The 15,034-nt window shown below is 61.8% G+C and carries 18 protein-coding genes and 1 riboswitch (1 of these 19 only partly in view); of the genes, 11 read left to right on the top strand and 7 right to left on the bottom strand.

The annotated features are described in order from the left end of the window. Positions 1–2: 2 nt before the first annotated feature. Both cyoC and cyoD read left to right on the top strand, forming a co-directional pair. Positions 3–632, top strand: coding sequence for a cytochrome o ubiquinol oxidase subunit III (gene cyoC, locus ACJJVH_RS16905; RefSeq protein ID WP_112801533.1), 630 nt, complete (start codon positions 3–5; stop codon positions 630–632). Continuing rightward, positions 629–1,033, top strand: a complete 405-nt coding sequence (gene cyoD, locus ACJJVH_RS16900) for a cytochrome o ubiquinol oxidase subunit IV (RefSeq protein ID WP_112801535.1) — start codon at positions 629–631, stop codon at positions 1,031–1,033. The genes cyoC and cyoD overlap by 4 nt, the downstream gene beginning before the upstream one ends. Here the strand turns inward: cyoD and ACJJVH_RS16895 are convergent. Continuing rightward, a complete protein-coding gene (locus ACJJVH_RS16895) occupies positions 976–1,227 on the bottom strand; it encodes a hypothetical protein (RefSeq protein WP_162761000.1) in 252 nt (83 codons plus the stop codon). The two genes, cyoD and ACJJVH_RS16895, sit on opposite strands and share 58 nt — an antisense overlap. On the opposite strand from ACJJVH_RS16895, the gene ACJJVH_RS16890 reads away from it, so the two are divergent. After that, a complete protein-coding gene (locus ACJJVH_RS16890; protein WP_112801537.1) occupies positions 1,226–1,990 on the top strand; it encodes an SURF1 family protein in 765 nt (254 codons plus the stop codon). The two genes, ACJJVH_RS16895 and ACJJVH_RS16890, sit on opposite strands and share 2 nt — an antisense overlap. A 3-nt stretch (positions 1,991–1,993) precedes the next feature. Here the strand turns inward: ACJJVH_RS16890 and ACJJVH_RS16885 are convergent, their stop codons facing one another. Then, positions 1,994–2,560 (bottom strand): histidine phosphatase family protein, encoded by a 567-nt coding sequence (locus ACJJVH_RS16885; protein ID WP_113435859.1) that lies wholly within the window; start codon positions 2,558–2,560, stop codon positions 1,994–1,996. Between the two features lie 99 nt (positions 2,561–2,659). Next, a riboswitch (cobalamin riboswitch) is annotated at positions 2,660–2,732 on the top strand. A 56-nt stretch (positions 2,733–2,788) separates the two neighbouring features. Here ACJJVH_RS16885 and ACJJVH_RS16880 point away from each other — a divergent pair. The 3 genes from ACJJVH_RS16880 to ACJJVH_RS16870 are packed head-to-tail and all read left to right on the top strand — an operon-like array spanning position 2,789 to position 4,412. Beyond that, a complete protein-coding gene (locus tag ACJJVH_RS16880) occupies positions 2,789–2,998 on the top strand; it encodes a CbtB domain-containing protein (protein WP_112801541.1) in 210 nt (69 codons plus the stop codon). A 12-nt stretch (positions 2,999–3,010) separates the two neighbouring features. Next, the gene (locus tag ACJJVH_RS16875) at positions 3,011–3,751 is read left to right on the top strand and encodes a CbtA family protein (RefSeq protein WP_113371823.1); all 741 of its coding nucleotides are present in this window, start codon (positions 3,011–3,013) and stop codon (positions 3,749–3,751) included. A gap of 34 nt (positions 3,752–3,785) precedes the next feature. Next, complete coding sequence (locus ACJJVH_RS16870; protein WP_412064390.1) at positions 3,786–4,412, top strand: hypothetical protein; 627 nt, start codon at positions 3,786–3,788, stop codon at positions 4,410–4,412. Between the two features lie 181 nt (positions 4,413–4,593). On the opposite strand, the gene ACJJVH_RS16865 is transcribed toward ACJJVH_RS16870, so the two are convergent. Beyond that, complete coding sequence (locus ACJJVH_RS16865) at positions 4,594–4,893, bottom strand: GCG_CRPN prefix-to-repeats domain-containing protein (RefSeq protein WP_412064389.1); 300 nt, start codon at positions 4,891–4,893, stop codon at positions 4,594–4,596. A 239-nt stretch (positions 4,894–5,132) separates the two neighbouring features. Here ACJJVH_RS16865 and ACJJVH_RS16860 point away from each other — a divergent pair, with 239 nt between their 5' ends. Then, positions 5,133–6,740: an inorganic phosphate transporter gene (locus ACJJVH_RS16860; RefSeq protein WP_412064388.1), complete on the top strand. Its 1,608-nt coding sequence runs from the start codon at positions 5,133–5,135 to the stop codon at positions 6,738–6,740. A gap of 323 nt (positions 6,741–7,063) precedes the next feature. Here ACJJVH_RS16860 and ACJJVH_RS16855 read toward each other — a convergent pair whose 3' ends face one another. The 4 genes from ACJJVH_RS16855 to ACJJVH_RS16840 all read right to left on the bottom strand — a co-directional run bounded on the left by ACJJVH_RS16855 (position 7,064) and on the right by ACJJVH_RS16840 (position 11,799). After that, a complete protein-coding gene (locus tag ACJJVH_RS16855) occupies positions 7,064–7,513 on the bottom strand; it encodes a MucR family transcriptional regulator (RefSeq protein ID WP_113392629.1) in 450 nt (149 codons plus the stop codon). 228 nt (positions 7,514–7,741) lie between these two features. After that, positions 7,742–8,530 (bottom strand): EAL domain-containing protein, encoded by a 789-nt coding sequence (locus tag ACJJVH_RS16850; RefSeq protein WP_412064387.1) that lies wholly within the window; start codon positions 8,528–8,530, stop codon positions 7,742–7,744. Between the two features lie 323 nt (positions 8,531–8,853). Continuing rightward, positions 8,854–9,702, bottom strand: coding sequence for a sugar phosphate isomerase/epimerase family protein (locus tag ACJJVH_RS16845; RefSeq protein ID WP_412064386.1), 849 nt, complete (start codon positions 9,700–9,702; stop codon positions 8,854–8,856). Positions 9,703–9,921: 219 nt separating this feature from the next. After that, positions 9,922–11,799, bottom strand: a complete 1,878-nt coding sequence (locus tag ACJJVH_RS16840) for an adenine deaminase (protein ID WP_412064385.1) — start codon at positions 11,797–11,799, stop codon at positions 9,922–9,924. Between the two features lie 271 nt (positions 11,800–12,070). Here ACJJVH_RS16840 and ACJJVH_RS16835 point away from each other — a divergent pair, with 271 nt between their 5' ends. The 4 genes in view from ACJJVH_RS16835 to ACJJVH_RS16820 are tightly spaced (at most 46 nt apart) and all read left to right on the top strand, a layout consistent with a single transcriptional unit that may run on beyond the window. Further along, positions 12,071–13,108 (top strand): ABC transporter substrate-binding protein, encoded by a 1,038-nt coding sequence (locus tag ACJJVH_RS16835; protein ID WP_113356046.1) that lies wholly within the window; start codon positions 12,071–12,073, stop codon positions 13,106–13,108. A 46-nt stretch (positions 13,109–13,154) separates the two neighbouring features. Beyond that, positions 13,155–13,979: an ABC transporter permease gene (locus ACJJVH_RS16830; RefSeq protein WP_113356045.1), complete on the top strand. Its 825-nt coding sequence runs from the start codon at positions 13,155–13,157 to the stop codon at positions 13,977–13,979. A gap of 1 nt (position 13,980) precedes the next feature. After that, complete coding sequence (locus tag ACJJVH_RS16825) at positions 13,981–14,769, top strand: ABC transporter permease (RefSeq protein ID WP_112801558.1); 789 nt, start codon at positions 13,981–13,983, stop codon at positions 14,767–14,769. A 6-nt stretch (positions 14,770–14,775) separates the two neighbouring features. Continuing rightward, positions 14,776–15,034: the 5' portion of an ABC transporter ATP-binding protein gene (locus ACJJVH_RS16820; RefSeq protein WP_412064384.1), read on the top strand. It continues 800 nt past the right edge of the window; the window shows 259 of its 1,059 coding nt (coding positions 1–259); the start codon lies at positions 14,776–14,778; the stop codon falls past the right edge of the window.

Raw genomic sequence — 15,034 nt, 5'->3', positions numbered from 1 at the left:
TGATGACCACCCAAACCGCACACGCTCCCAAGGATGGCGAAACGCCCGCCTTCTACATGACGGAAGAGCATCATCCCGAAGGCAGCACCATGCTGGGCTTCTGGATCTACATCATGAGCGACTGCCTGATCTTCGCAGTCCTCTTCGCCACCTTCGCCGTACTCGGCCACAGCTATGCCGCCGGCCCGTCGCCGGCCGACCTCTTCGAGCTGCCGCTGGTCGCCCTCAACACGGCGATGCTGCTCTTCTCCTCCATCACCTATGGCTTCGCCATGCTGGCGATGGAGAAGGAGAACAAGTCGGGCACGCTGATGTGGCTGACGATCACCGGTATCTTCGGTGCCCTCTTCATCTTCTTCGAACTCTACGAGTTCTATCACCTGATCCTCGACGGCGCCGGCCCGCAGCGCAGCGCCTTCCTGTCCGCCTTCTTCACGCTGGTCGGCACGCACGGTCTGCACGTCACCACCGGTATCGTCTGGCTGATCACGCTGATGGCGCAGGTTGGCCGCCACGGCCTGATCCCGGAAAACAAGCGTCGCCTGATGTGCCTTTCGATGTTCTGGCACTTTCTGGACGTCGTCTGGATCGGCGTGTTTTCCCTCGTCTATCTCATGGGAGTTCTCGGATGAGCTCGAACGCAAATCATTCGCATCCTTCCGCCGACGCCCACGGCCATGACCACCATGGCGGCCACGAGGCTGCACACGGCACCTTCAAGAGCTACATGACGGGGTTCGTCCTCTCCGTCATCCTGACCGCCATTCCCTTCTGGCTGGTCATGGCCAAGGTGATCCCCGATCCGGCCGTCACCGGGGTGATCGTCATGATCCTCGGCGCGATCCAGATCGTCGTGCACATGATCTACTTCCTGCACATGAATACCCGCTCGGAAGGCGGCTGGAACATGATGGCGCTGATCTTTACCATCGTGATCGTCATCATCGCGCTTTCCGGCTCGCTATGGGTCATGCATCACCTCAACGCGAACATGATGCCCATGTCGCCCGAGATGATGCGCAACATGCCATAAGATCGAGCGGCGGGCCTTCCGGCGAAGGCCCGCCCTCTTGCCGCCGGCGCGATTGCCGCCGGACGCTGCGCGGCGCGTATTTGCGAACGCCTGAAGCCGCAGCCGATTTTTCCAGACCCCGCGTGATCTTCAGCAAAGAGAATTGAAGACTTCCCGAAATCACGCGGCAGCGCGTCCCCGGAGACCAGCGCCATGACAGATTTCTCCCCGACCACGACATCCCGCGGCAAGCCGCGCTCGACGCTTGCGCTTGTCATCTGGGTCTCCCTGCTTCTGCTCCTGACCGCCCTCCTCGTCGGGCTCGGCACCTGGCAGGTGGAGCGTCTGCACTGGAAGCTGGATCTGATCGCCCGGGTCGATGCGCGCGTGCATGCCCCGGCCGTTCCCGCTCCCGGGCCGGCGCAATGGGCCGGCATCAACGCCGAAAACGCCGAATACAGGCATGTGCAGGCAAGCGGCACCTTCCTCAACGACAAGGAAACGCAGGTCTATGCCTCGACCGAGCTCGGCCCCGGCTACTGGGTGCTGACGCCCCTGAAGCTTGCCGACGGCACGATCATCATCGTGAACCGCGGTTTCGTGCCGACCGGGAAACGCAATCCGTCAACGCGTCCGGAAGGTCAGATCGAGACGGCGACCGTGACCGGCCTGCTGCGGATCAGCGAACCCAAAGGCACGCTGCTGCGCTCGAATGTGCCGGCGGAGGAGCGTTGGTATTCGCGCGACGTGGCCGCCATCGCAGAAGTCCGCGGGCTGCGGAACGCCGCACCCTATTTCATCGATGCGGACGACACGAAGAACCCGGGCGGATTGCCGGTGGGAGGGCTCACGCAGATCACCTTCCACAACAGCCATCTCGTCTACGCCATCACCTGGTATGGGCTGGCCGTCATGACGCTCGGCATGGCCGTCTATCTCGTCCGTTCCGAACGGCAGCGGACGAAGGCGAGCCGCTGATCGCTAAACCGCCATCTTCGGGAAGCGAAGCTGCCAGCGACGGCCGTCGCTGGTCATTTCGACGATGCCGAACGGCTCGATGTCGATTGCCCAGAAGGCCGCCGGCGGCGCTTGCAGCACATGCAGAACGGCAGCCCGGATGACGGTTGCGTGGGTGATGGCGACGGCATGACCGGCTTCCCCGATGCGGCGTCCCATCCACTCGCCCACTCGCCCTGCGACTGCCGCCAGCGGTTCCCCGCCATGCGGCGCCACGGACAGATCCGTCATCCACCGCGCAAGCGACTCCATATCGCTTTCGTGGAGTTCGGCGAGCGATCGTCCACGCCAGTCGCCATAATCGCATTCGCGCAAGGCAGCGTCCGAAACGGCGTCGAGGCCGAGAGCCGTGGCCGTCTGCCGCGCGCGCAGGGCCGGGCTCGTCCAGATGCGGTCGATCGCACCGAGCCTGAAGGTCGGCAGCCCGCCGCGCTGCAATGCCCTGGCTTCCAGCGGCTCGTCGTCCGGGAAGCGACCCTTGCGGCTGGCCTGCGTCGGTCCGTGGCAAATCCAGCTCAGGCGCGCTTTCATTCGATTTCATAACTCCGTCGCTGTCGCGATTTCGCATCATGATGACGCTTGATTGACAACTATCTTTGCAGACAGATATAAACTCAGGCTTGCGGGTGTGGAAGCCGGTGAAATCCCGGCGCGGTCGCGCCACTGTAATCGACGGGCGGATACCGCCCCCAGAGAGTCAGACCCTTCCCGTAAGAACCCTTCCGTAATGGAACGCGCCTTTCTTAATGAGGGAATACAATGTCTGATACCGCTCTTGCACCGACCGCAATCCCGCAGCCGATTCCACTCGGCCAAATCCTGCCATGGGCCATTTTCGCAGGTCTCCTGATGCTGCTGGCGATCTATTTCGTCGGCGCCGAGGAAGGCGCGACGTCGCTGATATCGGGCATGTACGTGCACGAATTCGTGCATGACGGCCGCCATCTGCTCGGCTTCCCCTGCCACTAAGGGAGCAATCACATGGTTGGACGTCTTTTGCTCCGCGGCATGATCGTCGGAGCCCTCGCGGGTATTCTCATTTTCGCTTTCGCCCATGCCTTCGGCGAACCGCTGGTCGATTGGGCCATCGGCTTTGAAGAAAAGGCGGCGCAGGCTGCCGGCGAGGCATCCGAGCCGGAAATCGTCAGCCGCACCACGCAGGCAGGCATCGGCCTGTTCACGGGCATCATGGTCTATTCGACGGCGATCGGCGGCTTGTTCGCGCTGGTCTTCTCCTTCGTCTACGGCCGCATCAGCCCACTCGGCGCACGCGGCACGGCGGCCCTGCTCGCAATCGCCGCTTTCGTAACGATTTCGCTGGTTCCCGACATCAAATATCCGGCAAATCCGCCGGCCGTCGGCAACCCTGATACGATCGGCGCCAGAACCGAGCTGTTCTTCATCATGATCCTGGCATCCATCGTCGGCATGATCGTTGCCGTCGGCTTCGGTCGCCGGCTGGCGGCGCGCTACGGTTCCTGGAACGGAGCGATCATCGCCGGCATCGGCTATATCGTCTTCGTGGCGCTGATCCAGTATCTGCTTCCGCCGATCAACGAAGTGCCGGAGCAGTTCTCGGCAGTCGTTCTCTGGCAGTTTCGTGTCACGTCGCTCGCAATGCATGTCATTCTGTGGACGACGCTCGGACTTGGCTTCGGCGCCTGGGCGGAACGCGAGCTTCCGCAGCTGCGCTACCGCAATGCGGCCTTGCGCCGGGCCTGAGATGCCACGCAAAGCACCACCCGCGCATGGCTGCATGCGCGGGAAGCGCCTGAGCGCAAGCGGCGCATTGATTGCAATATTCTGTCTTTTGCTGTCGGGCTGGCCGACAGCGGTAGCCGCCCATGGCGGCAGCTCTTCCGGCAGCCAGGCCGGCATCCCGATACCCTCCCTTACCCATGGCGAAATGGCTGTGATAGCGCCTTATTACGGGCGGATCGTCTCGCTTGCCGAAAGCGTGTCGGATACCGATGAAACCTTTCGCCGCCTGCTGAATTTCGCGCAGATCCAGCATACCTATTGCCTATGGGGCCTGATGCCCGGCAGCATCAGCGACGAGGAAAGTCCGTTCAACGAGTGTTCGCATGCCTATCTTGCCGCAGCGAAAGCCGTGCTGCTCCAGATGCGAACGATGAAGGGGGAAAAAACCTCCCTCGACGACCTCGTCTCCGAAATCGATGCGGCGCTCGTGCGCAACAACCTCTCGCTCATCCTGTGCAAATTCAGCGGCGAGAGCTTCAATACCGCCGATCTCATCCGTCCGAGGCCGGCCGAAATCGTCATGCATGCGAAAAGCCTCATGACCATTCTTGCGGCCGTGCTCGTCATGATCGCAGGCGTGTGGTTCGCCGCACGCGCCCTGCGGACAGCGCCGCAATCATAAGAAAACACCGCCGCTCGATGCGGCGGTGTTTTTGATTTTGCCGATAGAGCGGCTCCCCCTTTCGTGGAATCGAAGAACCGTTCTGTCTCTTTGTCTGTACGCGATTCCTGACGGAAAACCGCTGCTCCTGACGGAAAACCGCTGCGCAGTTTCCCGGAATTGCCCTGGCGCGGACGACCGCTTACCAGTAGCGCGGGCGGTGGTGCCAGCCGTCATCGCGCCAATGGCGATGATGGCCATGCCAGCCCCATGGCGGCGGCGGTGGCGGGCGATAATACCCTCCGCCCCGGGGCGGGGGGCCCCAGCGGTTCGGGCGGCAATCGCCCCAGCGCGTCAGATGCCGGCCACGACCGCAGGCATAGTCAACTTTCACGACCGGCACGGAGGCCGTTGTCCCGACTGCGGGAAGAGGCATGGCCTCTGCCGATGTTACAGCCAGGCTGCCAAGCAAGGCAGCGATGGCAATCACGGACGATCTCATTTTGATGGCCCTCTATCCAAGTCCCTTACAAGGAGGATTTAAACCTTGAACATATGAACGCCCGCTGAACCGAAAAAGGCGTTTTGACGGCGAAATCAAGATGGGCACATGCGCGTACCTGCGATCGAAAAGGCTGCTGGCGCCGGTATTTACGGACAAACGCAACCTGCTCGCGCGTCACGAGAGTTTCATGAACGAGGCTTACACCGGAAATATCATTTGCAATAAGGGAGCTCGGGATGGTCGATCTCGTTTCAAACAGCTCGGAGGGTGGTAACACCAATCACCCGATTCACGGTGCCGGCGGCTCGACGAAATGGTTTCTGCCGATCTTCGGCATTCTCGTCCTCGGCGGCCTGGCTTATGTCGGCTACGCCCTCGGCAACGATCTCGCCGAAGCCGCCACCGTTCCGTGGATCCTCCTTGGACTGGCGCTGCTGATCGCGCTGGGTTTCGAATTCGTCAACGGCTTTCACGATACCGCCAACGCCGTTGCCACCGTCATCTACACCCGCTCGCTGCCGGCCGAATTCGCCGTCATCTGGTCCGGTTTCTTCAACTTCCTCGGCGTATTGACCTCGTCCGGCGCCGTCGCCTTCGGCATCCTGGCGCTGCTGCCGGTCGAACTGATCCTGCAGGTCGGCTCCGGCTCGGGTCTTGCCATGGTCTTCGCCCTCCTGATTGCCGCCATCATATGGAACCTCGGCACCTGGTATCTGGGCCTGCCGGCCTCGAGCTCGCACACTCTGGTCGGCTCCATCATCGGCGTCGGCCTTGCCAACCAGTTCCTGGCGCCCGCCGGTTCCGCCACCAGCGGCGTCGACTGGTCGCAGGCAACCAGCGTCGGCATGTCGCTGCTACTGTCGCCGATCATCGGTTTCGGCATGGCGGCCGTCCTGCTGCTGGTCGCCAAGGTTCTGATCCGCAACAAGGAACTCTACGAAGCACCGAAGGGCGATGCGCCGCCGCCCGCATGGATCCGCGGCCTGCTGATCTTCACCTGCACCGGCGTCAGCTTCGCCCACGGCTCGAATGACGGTCAGAAGGGCATGGGCCTGATCATGCTCATCCTCATCGGCCTCGTGCCGACGGCCTTCGCGCTGAACCGCACACCCGACGTCAACTATCTCGAAGCCTACAAGGCCGCCTCGGCGCAGGTCGAGACCGTGCTCGGCAAATATGTAAAGCCGGGCATCACGACGCCGGCCGATGCGAAGGCAGCCGTCAGCGATGCGGTGAAGACCAAGACCTGGACGGATGCGACGACACCGGCACTTCAGGCCTATATTCACGCCACCAGCGCCGAGATCGCCGCCTATCCGAGCATCGAGAAGCTGCCGAACGGCCTCGTCGGCAACGTCCGCAACGACATCTACCTCATCGGTGAATCGCTGAAGCTGATCGACAAGCAGAAGCTTCTGCCCATGGGCGCCGACGACCTGAAGACCGTGACCAACTATCACGCCGCCGTCGATCACGCGACCAAGTTCATCCCGCTCTGGGTTAAGGTCGCCGTCGCGCTGGCGCTCGGCCTCGGCACCATGGTCGGCTGGAAGCGCATCGTCGTCACCGTCGGCGAAAAGATCGGCAAGACGCATCTGACCTATGGCCAGGGTGCGGCCGCCGAAGTCGTCGCCATGCTGACGATCGGCGCGGCCGACCATCTCGGCCTGCCGGTCTCGACCACGCACGTCCTGTCCTCCGGTGTCGCCGGCACCATGGCGGCGAACGGTTCCGGCCTGCAATGGTCGACAGTGCGCAATATGCTGATGGCCTGGATCCTGACGCTTCCGGCCTCGATCGCGCTGGCATTCGTGCTGTTCCTCATTCTACGCCAGGTCTTTTGACGGAGGCGTCCGCCGAGACGCCGACATCGGCCTTCGAAGTTCCCGGACAACGATGGCGCCCCTCACTGGGCGCCATTTTTTCTGGCGCATGCCGCCGGCGAACGAAGCGATAGACGGGTACGGCAAAAGATATCCGGCGCGGATGCGGCTTAGGACCGCCCTCCTACGAGCGGGCATACAGACGCGAAACGTACCGCGCGCACCTTGCAGCAGGATAGCTCCAGAGAGCGTTTCCGATTTTCCCCGAATCACGGAAACGTTCTATCTTTCGTCTTCACGCAGTTCCGAACGGAGAACCACGACCCGCTTTTCCTGGAATTGCCCTAGCGAACGTCTTCCTTCTTGCTGCCGTTGGCGCCGAGGCCGGAAAGCTTGGCCAGTTCCGAACGCCGGTTGGCGTAGTTCTGGGCAACCATGGGATAGTTCGGCGCCAGCCCCCATTTCTGCCGGTATTCCTCCGGCGTCATACCGTAGTGCACGCGCAAATGACGTTTCAGGGTCTTGAAGCGCTTGCCGTCTTCGAGGCAGACGATGTAGTCGCTGGTCACCGATTTCTTCAAATCCACAGCCGGCACCAGGTTGCCGCGGCCGACGGCAGGCGCGGATTCGTCCAAAGCCTGCAGCGCCCCGTGAATATCGTTGATCAGCCGGGGGAGGCTGCTGGCCGGAACCGCATTATAACTGACATAGGCCGAGACGATCCTTGCGCAGCCTTCGAGCAGGGATTGCGTTCCCGATGAAACGGGTGGTGGTCTGTTGCTGAAAGAATCCATGATCTTTTCCCGGATCTCATTTGGCTCTTCGGGCGCCGCCTCGCTCGAAGAGCATCGTGGGTGACGTCCGTTGCCGGGCGCCACACCGTTTCAAATCGTGCCGTCTCCGGCGCTCGACCCTGATTCAAGGACAGGGCAACCTATAATGATGCCATGCAAGCGGCAGGCCCCCGTCACCAACGCCAATCAAGGCGATGGTCGCGTTCGGCGGAACTATGGTTGAAATGCTCATCCCACCCCCCGCAGCACGATCTTGCCCTTGCGGCGGCGAAGCTGCGCCAGCGAAACCGGCTTCGACAGAAGAAAACCCTGCACATGCGTTGCATCGGCCTCTCGCGCCGCCTCGAGCTGAGCGCTCGTTTCGATGCCTTCGACGACCACATAAGGGGCAAAACAGGCCGCGAAACCGACGAGATGGGAAAGGCTGTCGCTTCCGTCACGGCTGCGCCGGTTGTCCCGTATGAAGGCTGCGTCGATCTTGACGATATCGGCAGCCACCTGCAACAGCGATGCCGGCGTGGCAAAACCGGCTCCGAAATCGTCAATGGCGATGCGGCAGCCGAGCGCGCGGATCATCTTTATGCGCTCGACAGCGGCACCAACGAGCGGATAGCTTTCCGTGATCTCGACGATAAGCCGGGATGCAAGCTCCGGCTGACGGGTAATGCGACCGAAAACATCGGCGAACCGTTCGGAGCGCGACAAGCTGGTAGCGGAAAGATTGAAGCCGAGGACAAGCGTCTTATCCGCCGCAAGGTCCGACAGCACCATGTCGAGAATGCGCAGATCGAGATCGAACCAGCGGTCCTGCCGCTCAAGCAGCGAAACGAATGTGCCGGCCGTATGCACGGTTCCACCCGAATCCCTGACGCGTGCCAGGCTCTCCGCATAGAATACCTCGCCGGCATTCCCCGCATCATGGATCCACTGAGCCGCAAAACCCAGGCCGCCCTCGGCGATCGCCTTTAAGATCAGCGCGCCGTGCCTCTCCTCTCCGCGGCTTGCACTACCGTTCATCCAACCTCCCTTCGTCAGGGAATTTGCCGCCGATACAGCTTCGGACGCTGAAAACGCGGGATGAAAATCGCGTACATAGCTCCGAAGCATCGGGTTTCTGGTGCCTGGAATCCACGTCTTCCATCGTCTAGACACCCTCGAACCTCGTATCGCCGAGGTCTCCCTTCATAAAGCTGGAGATATTGCTCCATAGATCATAGTCAACCTGCGCAGATGCGCCGGCAAAACTATTATTTAATATTGCTAATACACTAATTGATGAGCGTCTGCAAAAGACAATCTTCAAATCCCCTCCCCACATATAGCTAAAGGAGCTTCAACAGCTATTTGCCAGATCGCGCCAACGACCACCATTCGTTTTGCCGAGCCGCCTGAAGAGCCAGCTCCAGCGGCGGCAATTCGGTATGCCACAATTTCTCCCATTCCAGGCTCATGACGCCGGCATAGCGATCCGCAGCGAGTGCGGAGAGGAGTGCGGCCATGGGAAACTCGCCGCTGCCCGGCACCACATAGCTGTACGGCAGCCTCGGCCCCGGCCTGGAGACGCTGTCCTTGATATGGAGATGGCGCGTATTGCGCCGAACCTGCTTCCAGGTATCGACGGGGTTCTGTCCTCCTTTCCGCCAGGTGTGATGCGTGTCCCAAAGAAGCGCGCAACCGGGGGCCGCTTCGATGAAGCGGGGAATGGCATCCGGCAGCGCAAGAAAATCATGCGTCTCGATGACCATCTCGGCTTCGAACCCCTCACGCTCGGCCGTCTCACGCCACCAGTCCAGCGTCGACAGCGCTTCGGCCAGCTCGCCGTCATCGCCGGTCTCGCCGCCGTCGAAAACCCGCAGCGACTTGACGCCGGCGGCCTCCGCCCAGGGAAGGTAGCGCAAAAACTCTTCCTTTGCCTGCCGTGTCGCACCGACAAGGCGCAGCGAAGTATCGAAGGCGCACAGCCCTACCCGAGAGGTTTTCAGCGCCTCGGCAAGGCCGGAGGGAGAACCGAATCTTTCGGTGAAATAAGCGACCAGATCGATCGTGCCGCCGAGCGCGCGGAGTTCGATGGCGTCGAGATCATGGCGTGCCGCCAGCCCGAGGGCTTCATCCAATTCGAGATCGGCACATCCCAGTGTGGAGAATGCCGACGTCACCGGGGGCATATCGTTCTGAACGGCAGTCACCACGTCCTCCTCCGCCTGGTTTTCCAATGCCGCCGCCCGACGCGAGGACGGGTACGCTCCACCCGGCCGGCGCCCGATCCGCGACATAAGTAACCAAATGGATAATTAAGGAACCGGCGAGCGCCGTCAAGGGCCGATGGCGCCGGCGGCATCATCAGCCGGGATCATTCGCCATCACCGTATCGAACGGATGGATATCCTCAAAGAGAAAAGAGATATCCCCTACCACACGATCGGGTGCGTTTCGCCGGTCGCGACGTTGACGAAGCCTTCTGGCGCCCTGTCGGACGGTGCGACGAGAACCCAGCGCCAGGGCGCGCAGGTCAATGTCGCAAAAGAAAGCCGCTCGGGAAAACCGGGCCACCAGCGGGGCGAGAAGGTCGGCTCGTACATCCAATCGATCTCGGCGCCGGCGTGATAGAGCGCCTGCATTTCCGCATCCAGCGCTTCGGCCGATCGCGCCGTCATCAGGCCGCCCACTTCGTAGCGAACGCGGGCGACGACCTTGCCGCCCGTTACCAGCACCCAGCCGCCCTGCTGCTCCTTGAGCGCATTGACGACCATCGCCATGGCGTCGTCGGAGGAACCCACGACCCAGATATTGTGCTTGTCATGGCCGAGCGTGGCGCCAAGCGCGGTATCCGGCGTGCGTGGCCCGGTGCCGAGCCAGAACATGCGAGCGACCTTGGCTTCGCCGGAAAAGCGATCGACGATGGCAAATTTCGTGACGTTGCGATCGGAATCGCGCTGCACGGCGCCGTTGCTGACGGGCAGATCCATGGTGATGAAATCGTCGGCCCAATGGAACGGCCGCAGCAGCGCCGCCTTTGCCGTGGCGGTTTCCGCCGGCGCGGCAATGCGAAAATCTTCCGCCGTGACGACCCTGTCGATCCGCACCGTCTTCGTCGCCCAGTCCGGCCAGTCGATCTCGGGCCGGACGCCGACGAAAGTCTGGCCCTCGGACGCCGGCCTGCCATCGGCCCAGACCTTGGCGATCGACAGCGTCTTCACGTCGTCCAGCAGCACGATATCGGCGAAACGGCCGGGCGCGATCGAGCCGACCCAGGGCGTCAGACGCATGTGCCGGGCGGGATTGATCGTCACGCACTGGATGGCGATTTCAGGTGCCAGTCCATTCTCCATCGCAAGCCGGACATTGTAGTCCGTAGCGCCCATCTTCAGCGTATCGCTGGCGCTGCGATCATCGGTGACGAAGGCAAACTGCGACCAATCGGACAAGCCTTTCTCAATCAGCCCCTTGATGACCTCGGGCAGGGAATGCGGCCTCAATTCGATGAACAGGCCGTGTGTCAGCTTTTCCCAGATCTCGTCCAGGAACCAGCCTTCGTGATCGGAGGCGAGACCGGCGCCGGCAAAGGCATTGATCGACGCCAGATCGCGCAGGCCGGCACCATGCCCCTCGACGACGCCGCGCTGCTCGAACGTGGCGCGGATCATGCCCCACAGACGATCGTAAGCCGGATTCTCCGGATTGCTGACCGAGGGCCAGTCCATGACCTCGTCAAGGCCAGCCACCATCAGGCTTTCGCCGAGAAACGACTTCTGCTCGTCATAACCGAAATGGCCGCCGCCCCATTCGTAGGCGGTCGGCGGCACGGCCGATCCCGGCAGGGGAAAAATCTTCATCGGCGAGCCGCGACGGCGCGCCTCCAGCCAGAATTCCAGATTGCGGGCGCCGTTCACATTGGAAAATTCATGACTCGCCTCGCAGGTCCAGGTGACGCCGTGCGGCATGACCAGGGCCGCTTCCCATTCCGGCGTCAGATGCGAGCTTTCGATATGCTTGTGCGCCTCGCCGAAGCCCGGGACGGCGACAAGGTCCGGCTCGTGCACGCGCTCGCTCACCTCTCCCTTGTAGCTGCCGGCCGGGCCGACATAGGCGATCCGCCTGCCCTTGATGACGATCTCCTGATCTTCCAGCCAGGTGCGGCTATGCACGTCCAGCAACCGGCCGACGCGCAGCAGCCGGTCGGCAGGGCGGCGACCGAGCGCCGTCAGGGTCAGATCCTGACGGATCAGCACTTCGTCTGCCGCGTTGACAAGCAGATCGTCGGGAAGGTTTGCTATCGGGGATGTCATGAGAAGCATGCCTGCAATAAATTCGATCGGCCGAGGGTAGAGATGACGAACCCGCGTGTAAAGCCGTCCGGATCTCGCCGGAAGCCGGGTAATCTCAGAAGTTTGCCCCGGGCAGGCCGATGCAACGTGACGACGCAGATATTCACCGCTCTATAAACAGAAACCGCCATCCTGCCCATTCGTTGGGCTTGTAAAGCCGCTGCTCGAAAAATACTATCCCTGCAAGCTTGAAGCATATGCCTGACTTCATTGACCAAAAAGGATTTCGATAATGAGGGGCCTCACACTCGTCCGCGCTGCGGGATTTGCTCTCCTTGCCACGGCAACCGCCATGCCGGCCTACGCCCAGGCAAAGACGCTGACCATTTCCTGGTGGGGCTATAACGGCGAGAAGATGCAGGCCAACATCATCGAGCCGTTCAAGAAGCTCTGCGGCTGCGACGTCGTCTTCGAAACCGGCAACAATGCCGACCGCCTCAACAAGCTGAAATTGCGCGGCGGCAAGGGCGTCGACGTCATCTATCTCACGGACAGCTATTCGCAGCTCGGCATCCAGCAGGGTCTTTTCCAGGAAATTGACCGCAGCAAGATCCCGAACCTTGCCGATCTCTATGATATCGCCAAGGCGCCGCAGGGCAATTACGGCCCCGCCTACACGATCGGCCGCGTGGGCATCGTCTACGATACGGCAAAGGTGAACCCGCCGATCACCTCCTGGAACGATCTCTGGCGCGACGACCTGAAGGGCGCCGTTTCGCTGCCCGGCATCACCACGACTGGCGGACCGCTGACCGTGCTCGAAGCCGGCAAGCATGCCGGCGTCGATCCCTATGCCGATGCCGACAAAGCCTTTGAAGCCATCGAGGCGCTGAAGCCGAACGTGGCCAAGAACTATAACACCGGCTCCGAGCTGGTGAACCTGATCTCGACAGGCGAGGCCAAGGTGGCGATGACACAGGATTTCGTTCTGACATCGCTGCAATCAGCGGTTCCGACGATGGCCTGGGCCGATCTGAAGGAAGGCGATATCGCCGTCCTCAATACGGTCAACATCCCCAAGGGCTCGGAAAACGTCGAGCTTGCGCATCAGTTCATCAACTTCGTCCTGTCGAAGGACGTGCAGCAGGCGGAAGCCGAACAGGGCGTCGATGCACCGGTTTCGACCAAGGTGGTGCTGCCGCCCGAAAAGGCCAAGCTCTGGACCTATGGCGCCGAGATGATCGGCAAGCTCAGCCGCATCGACTACGAAAAGCTGATCGACGCACAGTCGGACTGGGTCGACCGCTGGAACGAGATTTTCGGCATGTAACAGGGCATGCCGCAAATTCCCGCGGCATTCTCACGGAATTTTGTTGATGAAGCATTTGATGAAATGGGGTTTGGCGACGCCGGCGATCCTGGCCGTAACGCTCTTCCTGCTCGTTCCCGTGATCATTACGATCGCGGCGACCTTCGGCGAAGCCAAGGGGGTATTTTCCCCCTATGTCGCCTTCTTCGCCAGCGGCTTTCGCCGCACGGTGCTCTTCAGGACGATCGAGATTGCCCTGATCACGACGGCGATTTCGCTGATCATCGGCTTCGTCGCCGCCTATGTGATCGCGCAGATGCCGGGCCGGGCAAAAAGCGTGATGATCATCGCCGCCGTCTTTCCGCTGTTGACCGGCGTCGTCGTGCGCTCCTTCGCCTGGCTGATCATTCTCGGCAAGAACGGCATTCTCAACACGATCCTGCTGTCCGTCGGCGTGATCGGCGAGCCGCTCTCGATGCTCTACACCGAAGGTTCGGTGATCGTCGCGATGGTCTATCTTTTCGTGCCGTTGATGATCCTCACCCTCGTCGGCGTGCTCGAAGGCATACCGCAGGATCTCATTCAGGCGGCGACCTCTCTGGGCGCCACGCCGGCCGCGACGTTCCGGCAAGTGATCCTGCCGCTTGCCACGCCGGGCCTTATCGTCGGCGCCGTGCTTGTCTTCACCGGCAGCTTCACCTCCTATGCCACGCCGCAGCTGCTGGGCGGCGAAAAGCAGATGATGATGGGCACCTTCCTCTACCAGCGCGCCATGGTCACTTTCGATTGGGTCGGCGCCTCGACGATCGCGGCCATCATGGTCGTCGTGACGATCGGCATCGTAGCAATCATGAGTCGTCTCGCACGACAGCTGAACCCGATGGCGGTGTGACATGGCAAGATCGGTCCACCCCGCCCTCATCGCCTTCACGGCTCTTACCTTCCTGTTTCTGCTCGCGCCGCTCGTCATCATCATCGGTGCCGCCTTCAGCGATACGACCTACCTGACCTTCCCGCCGCAGGGCCTGACGCTGCACTGGTTCTCGAACATCTTCCAGATCGAGGCCTTCCGCACCACGGCGATCACCAGCCTGGAACTCGCCTTTCTCGGAACGGGCCTGTCGCTGCTGATCGGCGTTCCCGCCGCCTATGCCATCAGCCGGTACAGGGTGGAACTGCCGCGCTGGCTTTCGACGCTCTTCGTCCTGCCGATCCTCGTTCCGGAAATCGTCTTCGGCTTCTCGCTGATGAAATCGATCACCATCGGGCTGGGATTGCCGATCTTCCCCAGCCTCCTGATCGGCCATGCGCTGCTGGTGCTGCCCTATTCGGTGCGCGTCGTCAGCGCCAGCCTCGCAAGCTTCGATTTCTCGATCGAGGAAGCTGCGATCAGTCTGGGCTGCCCGCCCCTGAAAACCTTCCTGACGGTGGTGCTGCCGAATATCCGCGCCGGCGTCATCGCCGCCTTCATCCTTGCCTTCATCACTTCGATCAACGACGTGTCCGTCTCGGTCTTCCTGACGGGACCCGGCATCTCCACACTTCCCATCCAGATTCTTGCCCATATGGAGCAGTTCTTCGACCCGACCATCGCCTCGGTTTCCGTGCTGCTGATGCTCGTGACCGTCGCCGTCATGGCGATCGTCGAAGCGACCCTGGGCCTCACCTTCCTGACAAAGTAGCTGCCCGTGACCGTATCGCTCTCCATCAATTCCATCAGCGCCCATTACGGCAAGACGGCCGTCCTGCAGGATCTTTCGCTTTCCGTCGCGGCCGGCGAGCTCGTGTCGCTGCTCGGCTCCAGCGGTTGCGGCAAGACGACGACCTTGCGGCTCGTCGCCGGCTTCCTGCAGCCGACGAGCGGCACCATCAAGCTCGGCGACCGTGACCTGACGACGCTGCCGGCGCATGCAAGGGATATCGGCCTGGTGTTCCAGAACTATGCGC

Source organism: Rhizobium sp. SYY.PMSO, from assembly GCF_046840415.1.
GTDB lineage: Bacteria > Pseudomonadota > Alphaproteobacteria > Rhizobiales > Rhizobiaceae > Rhizobium.
This window is presented reverse-complemented; position numbering and strand designations above follow the sequence as displayed.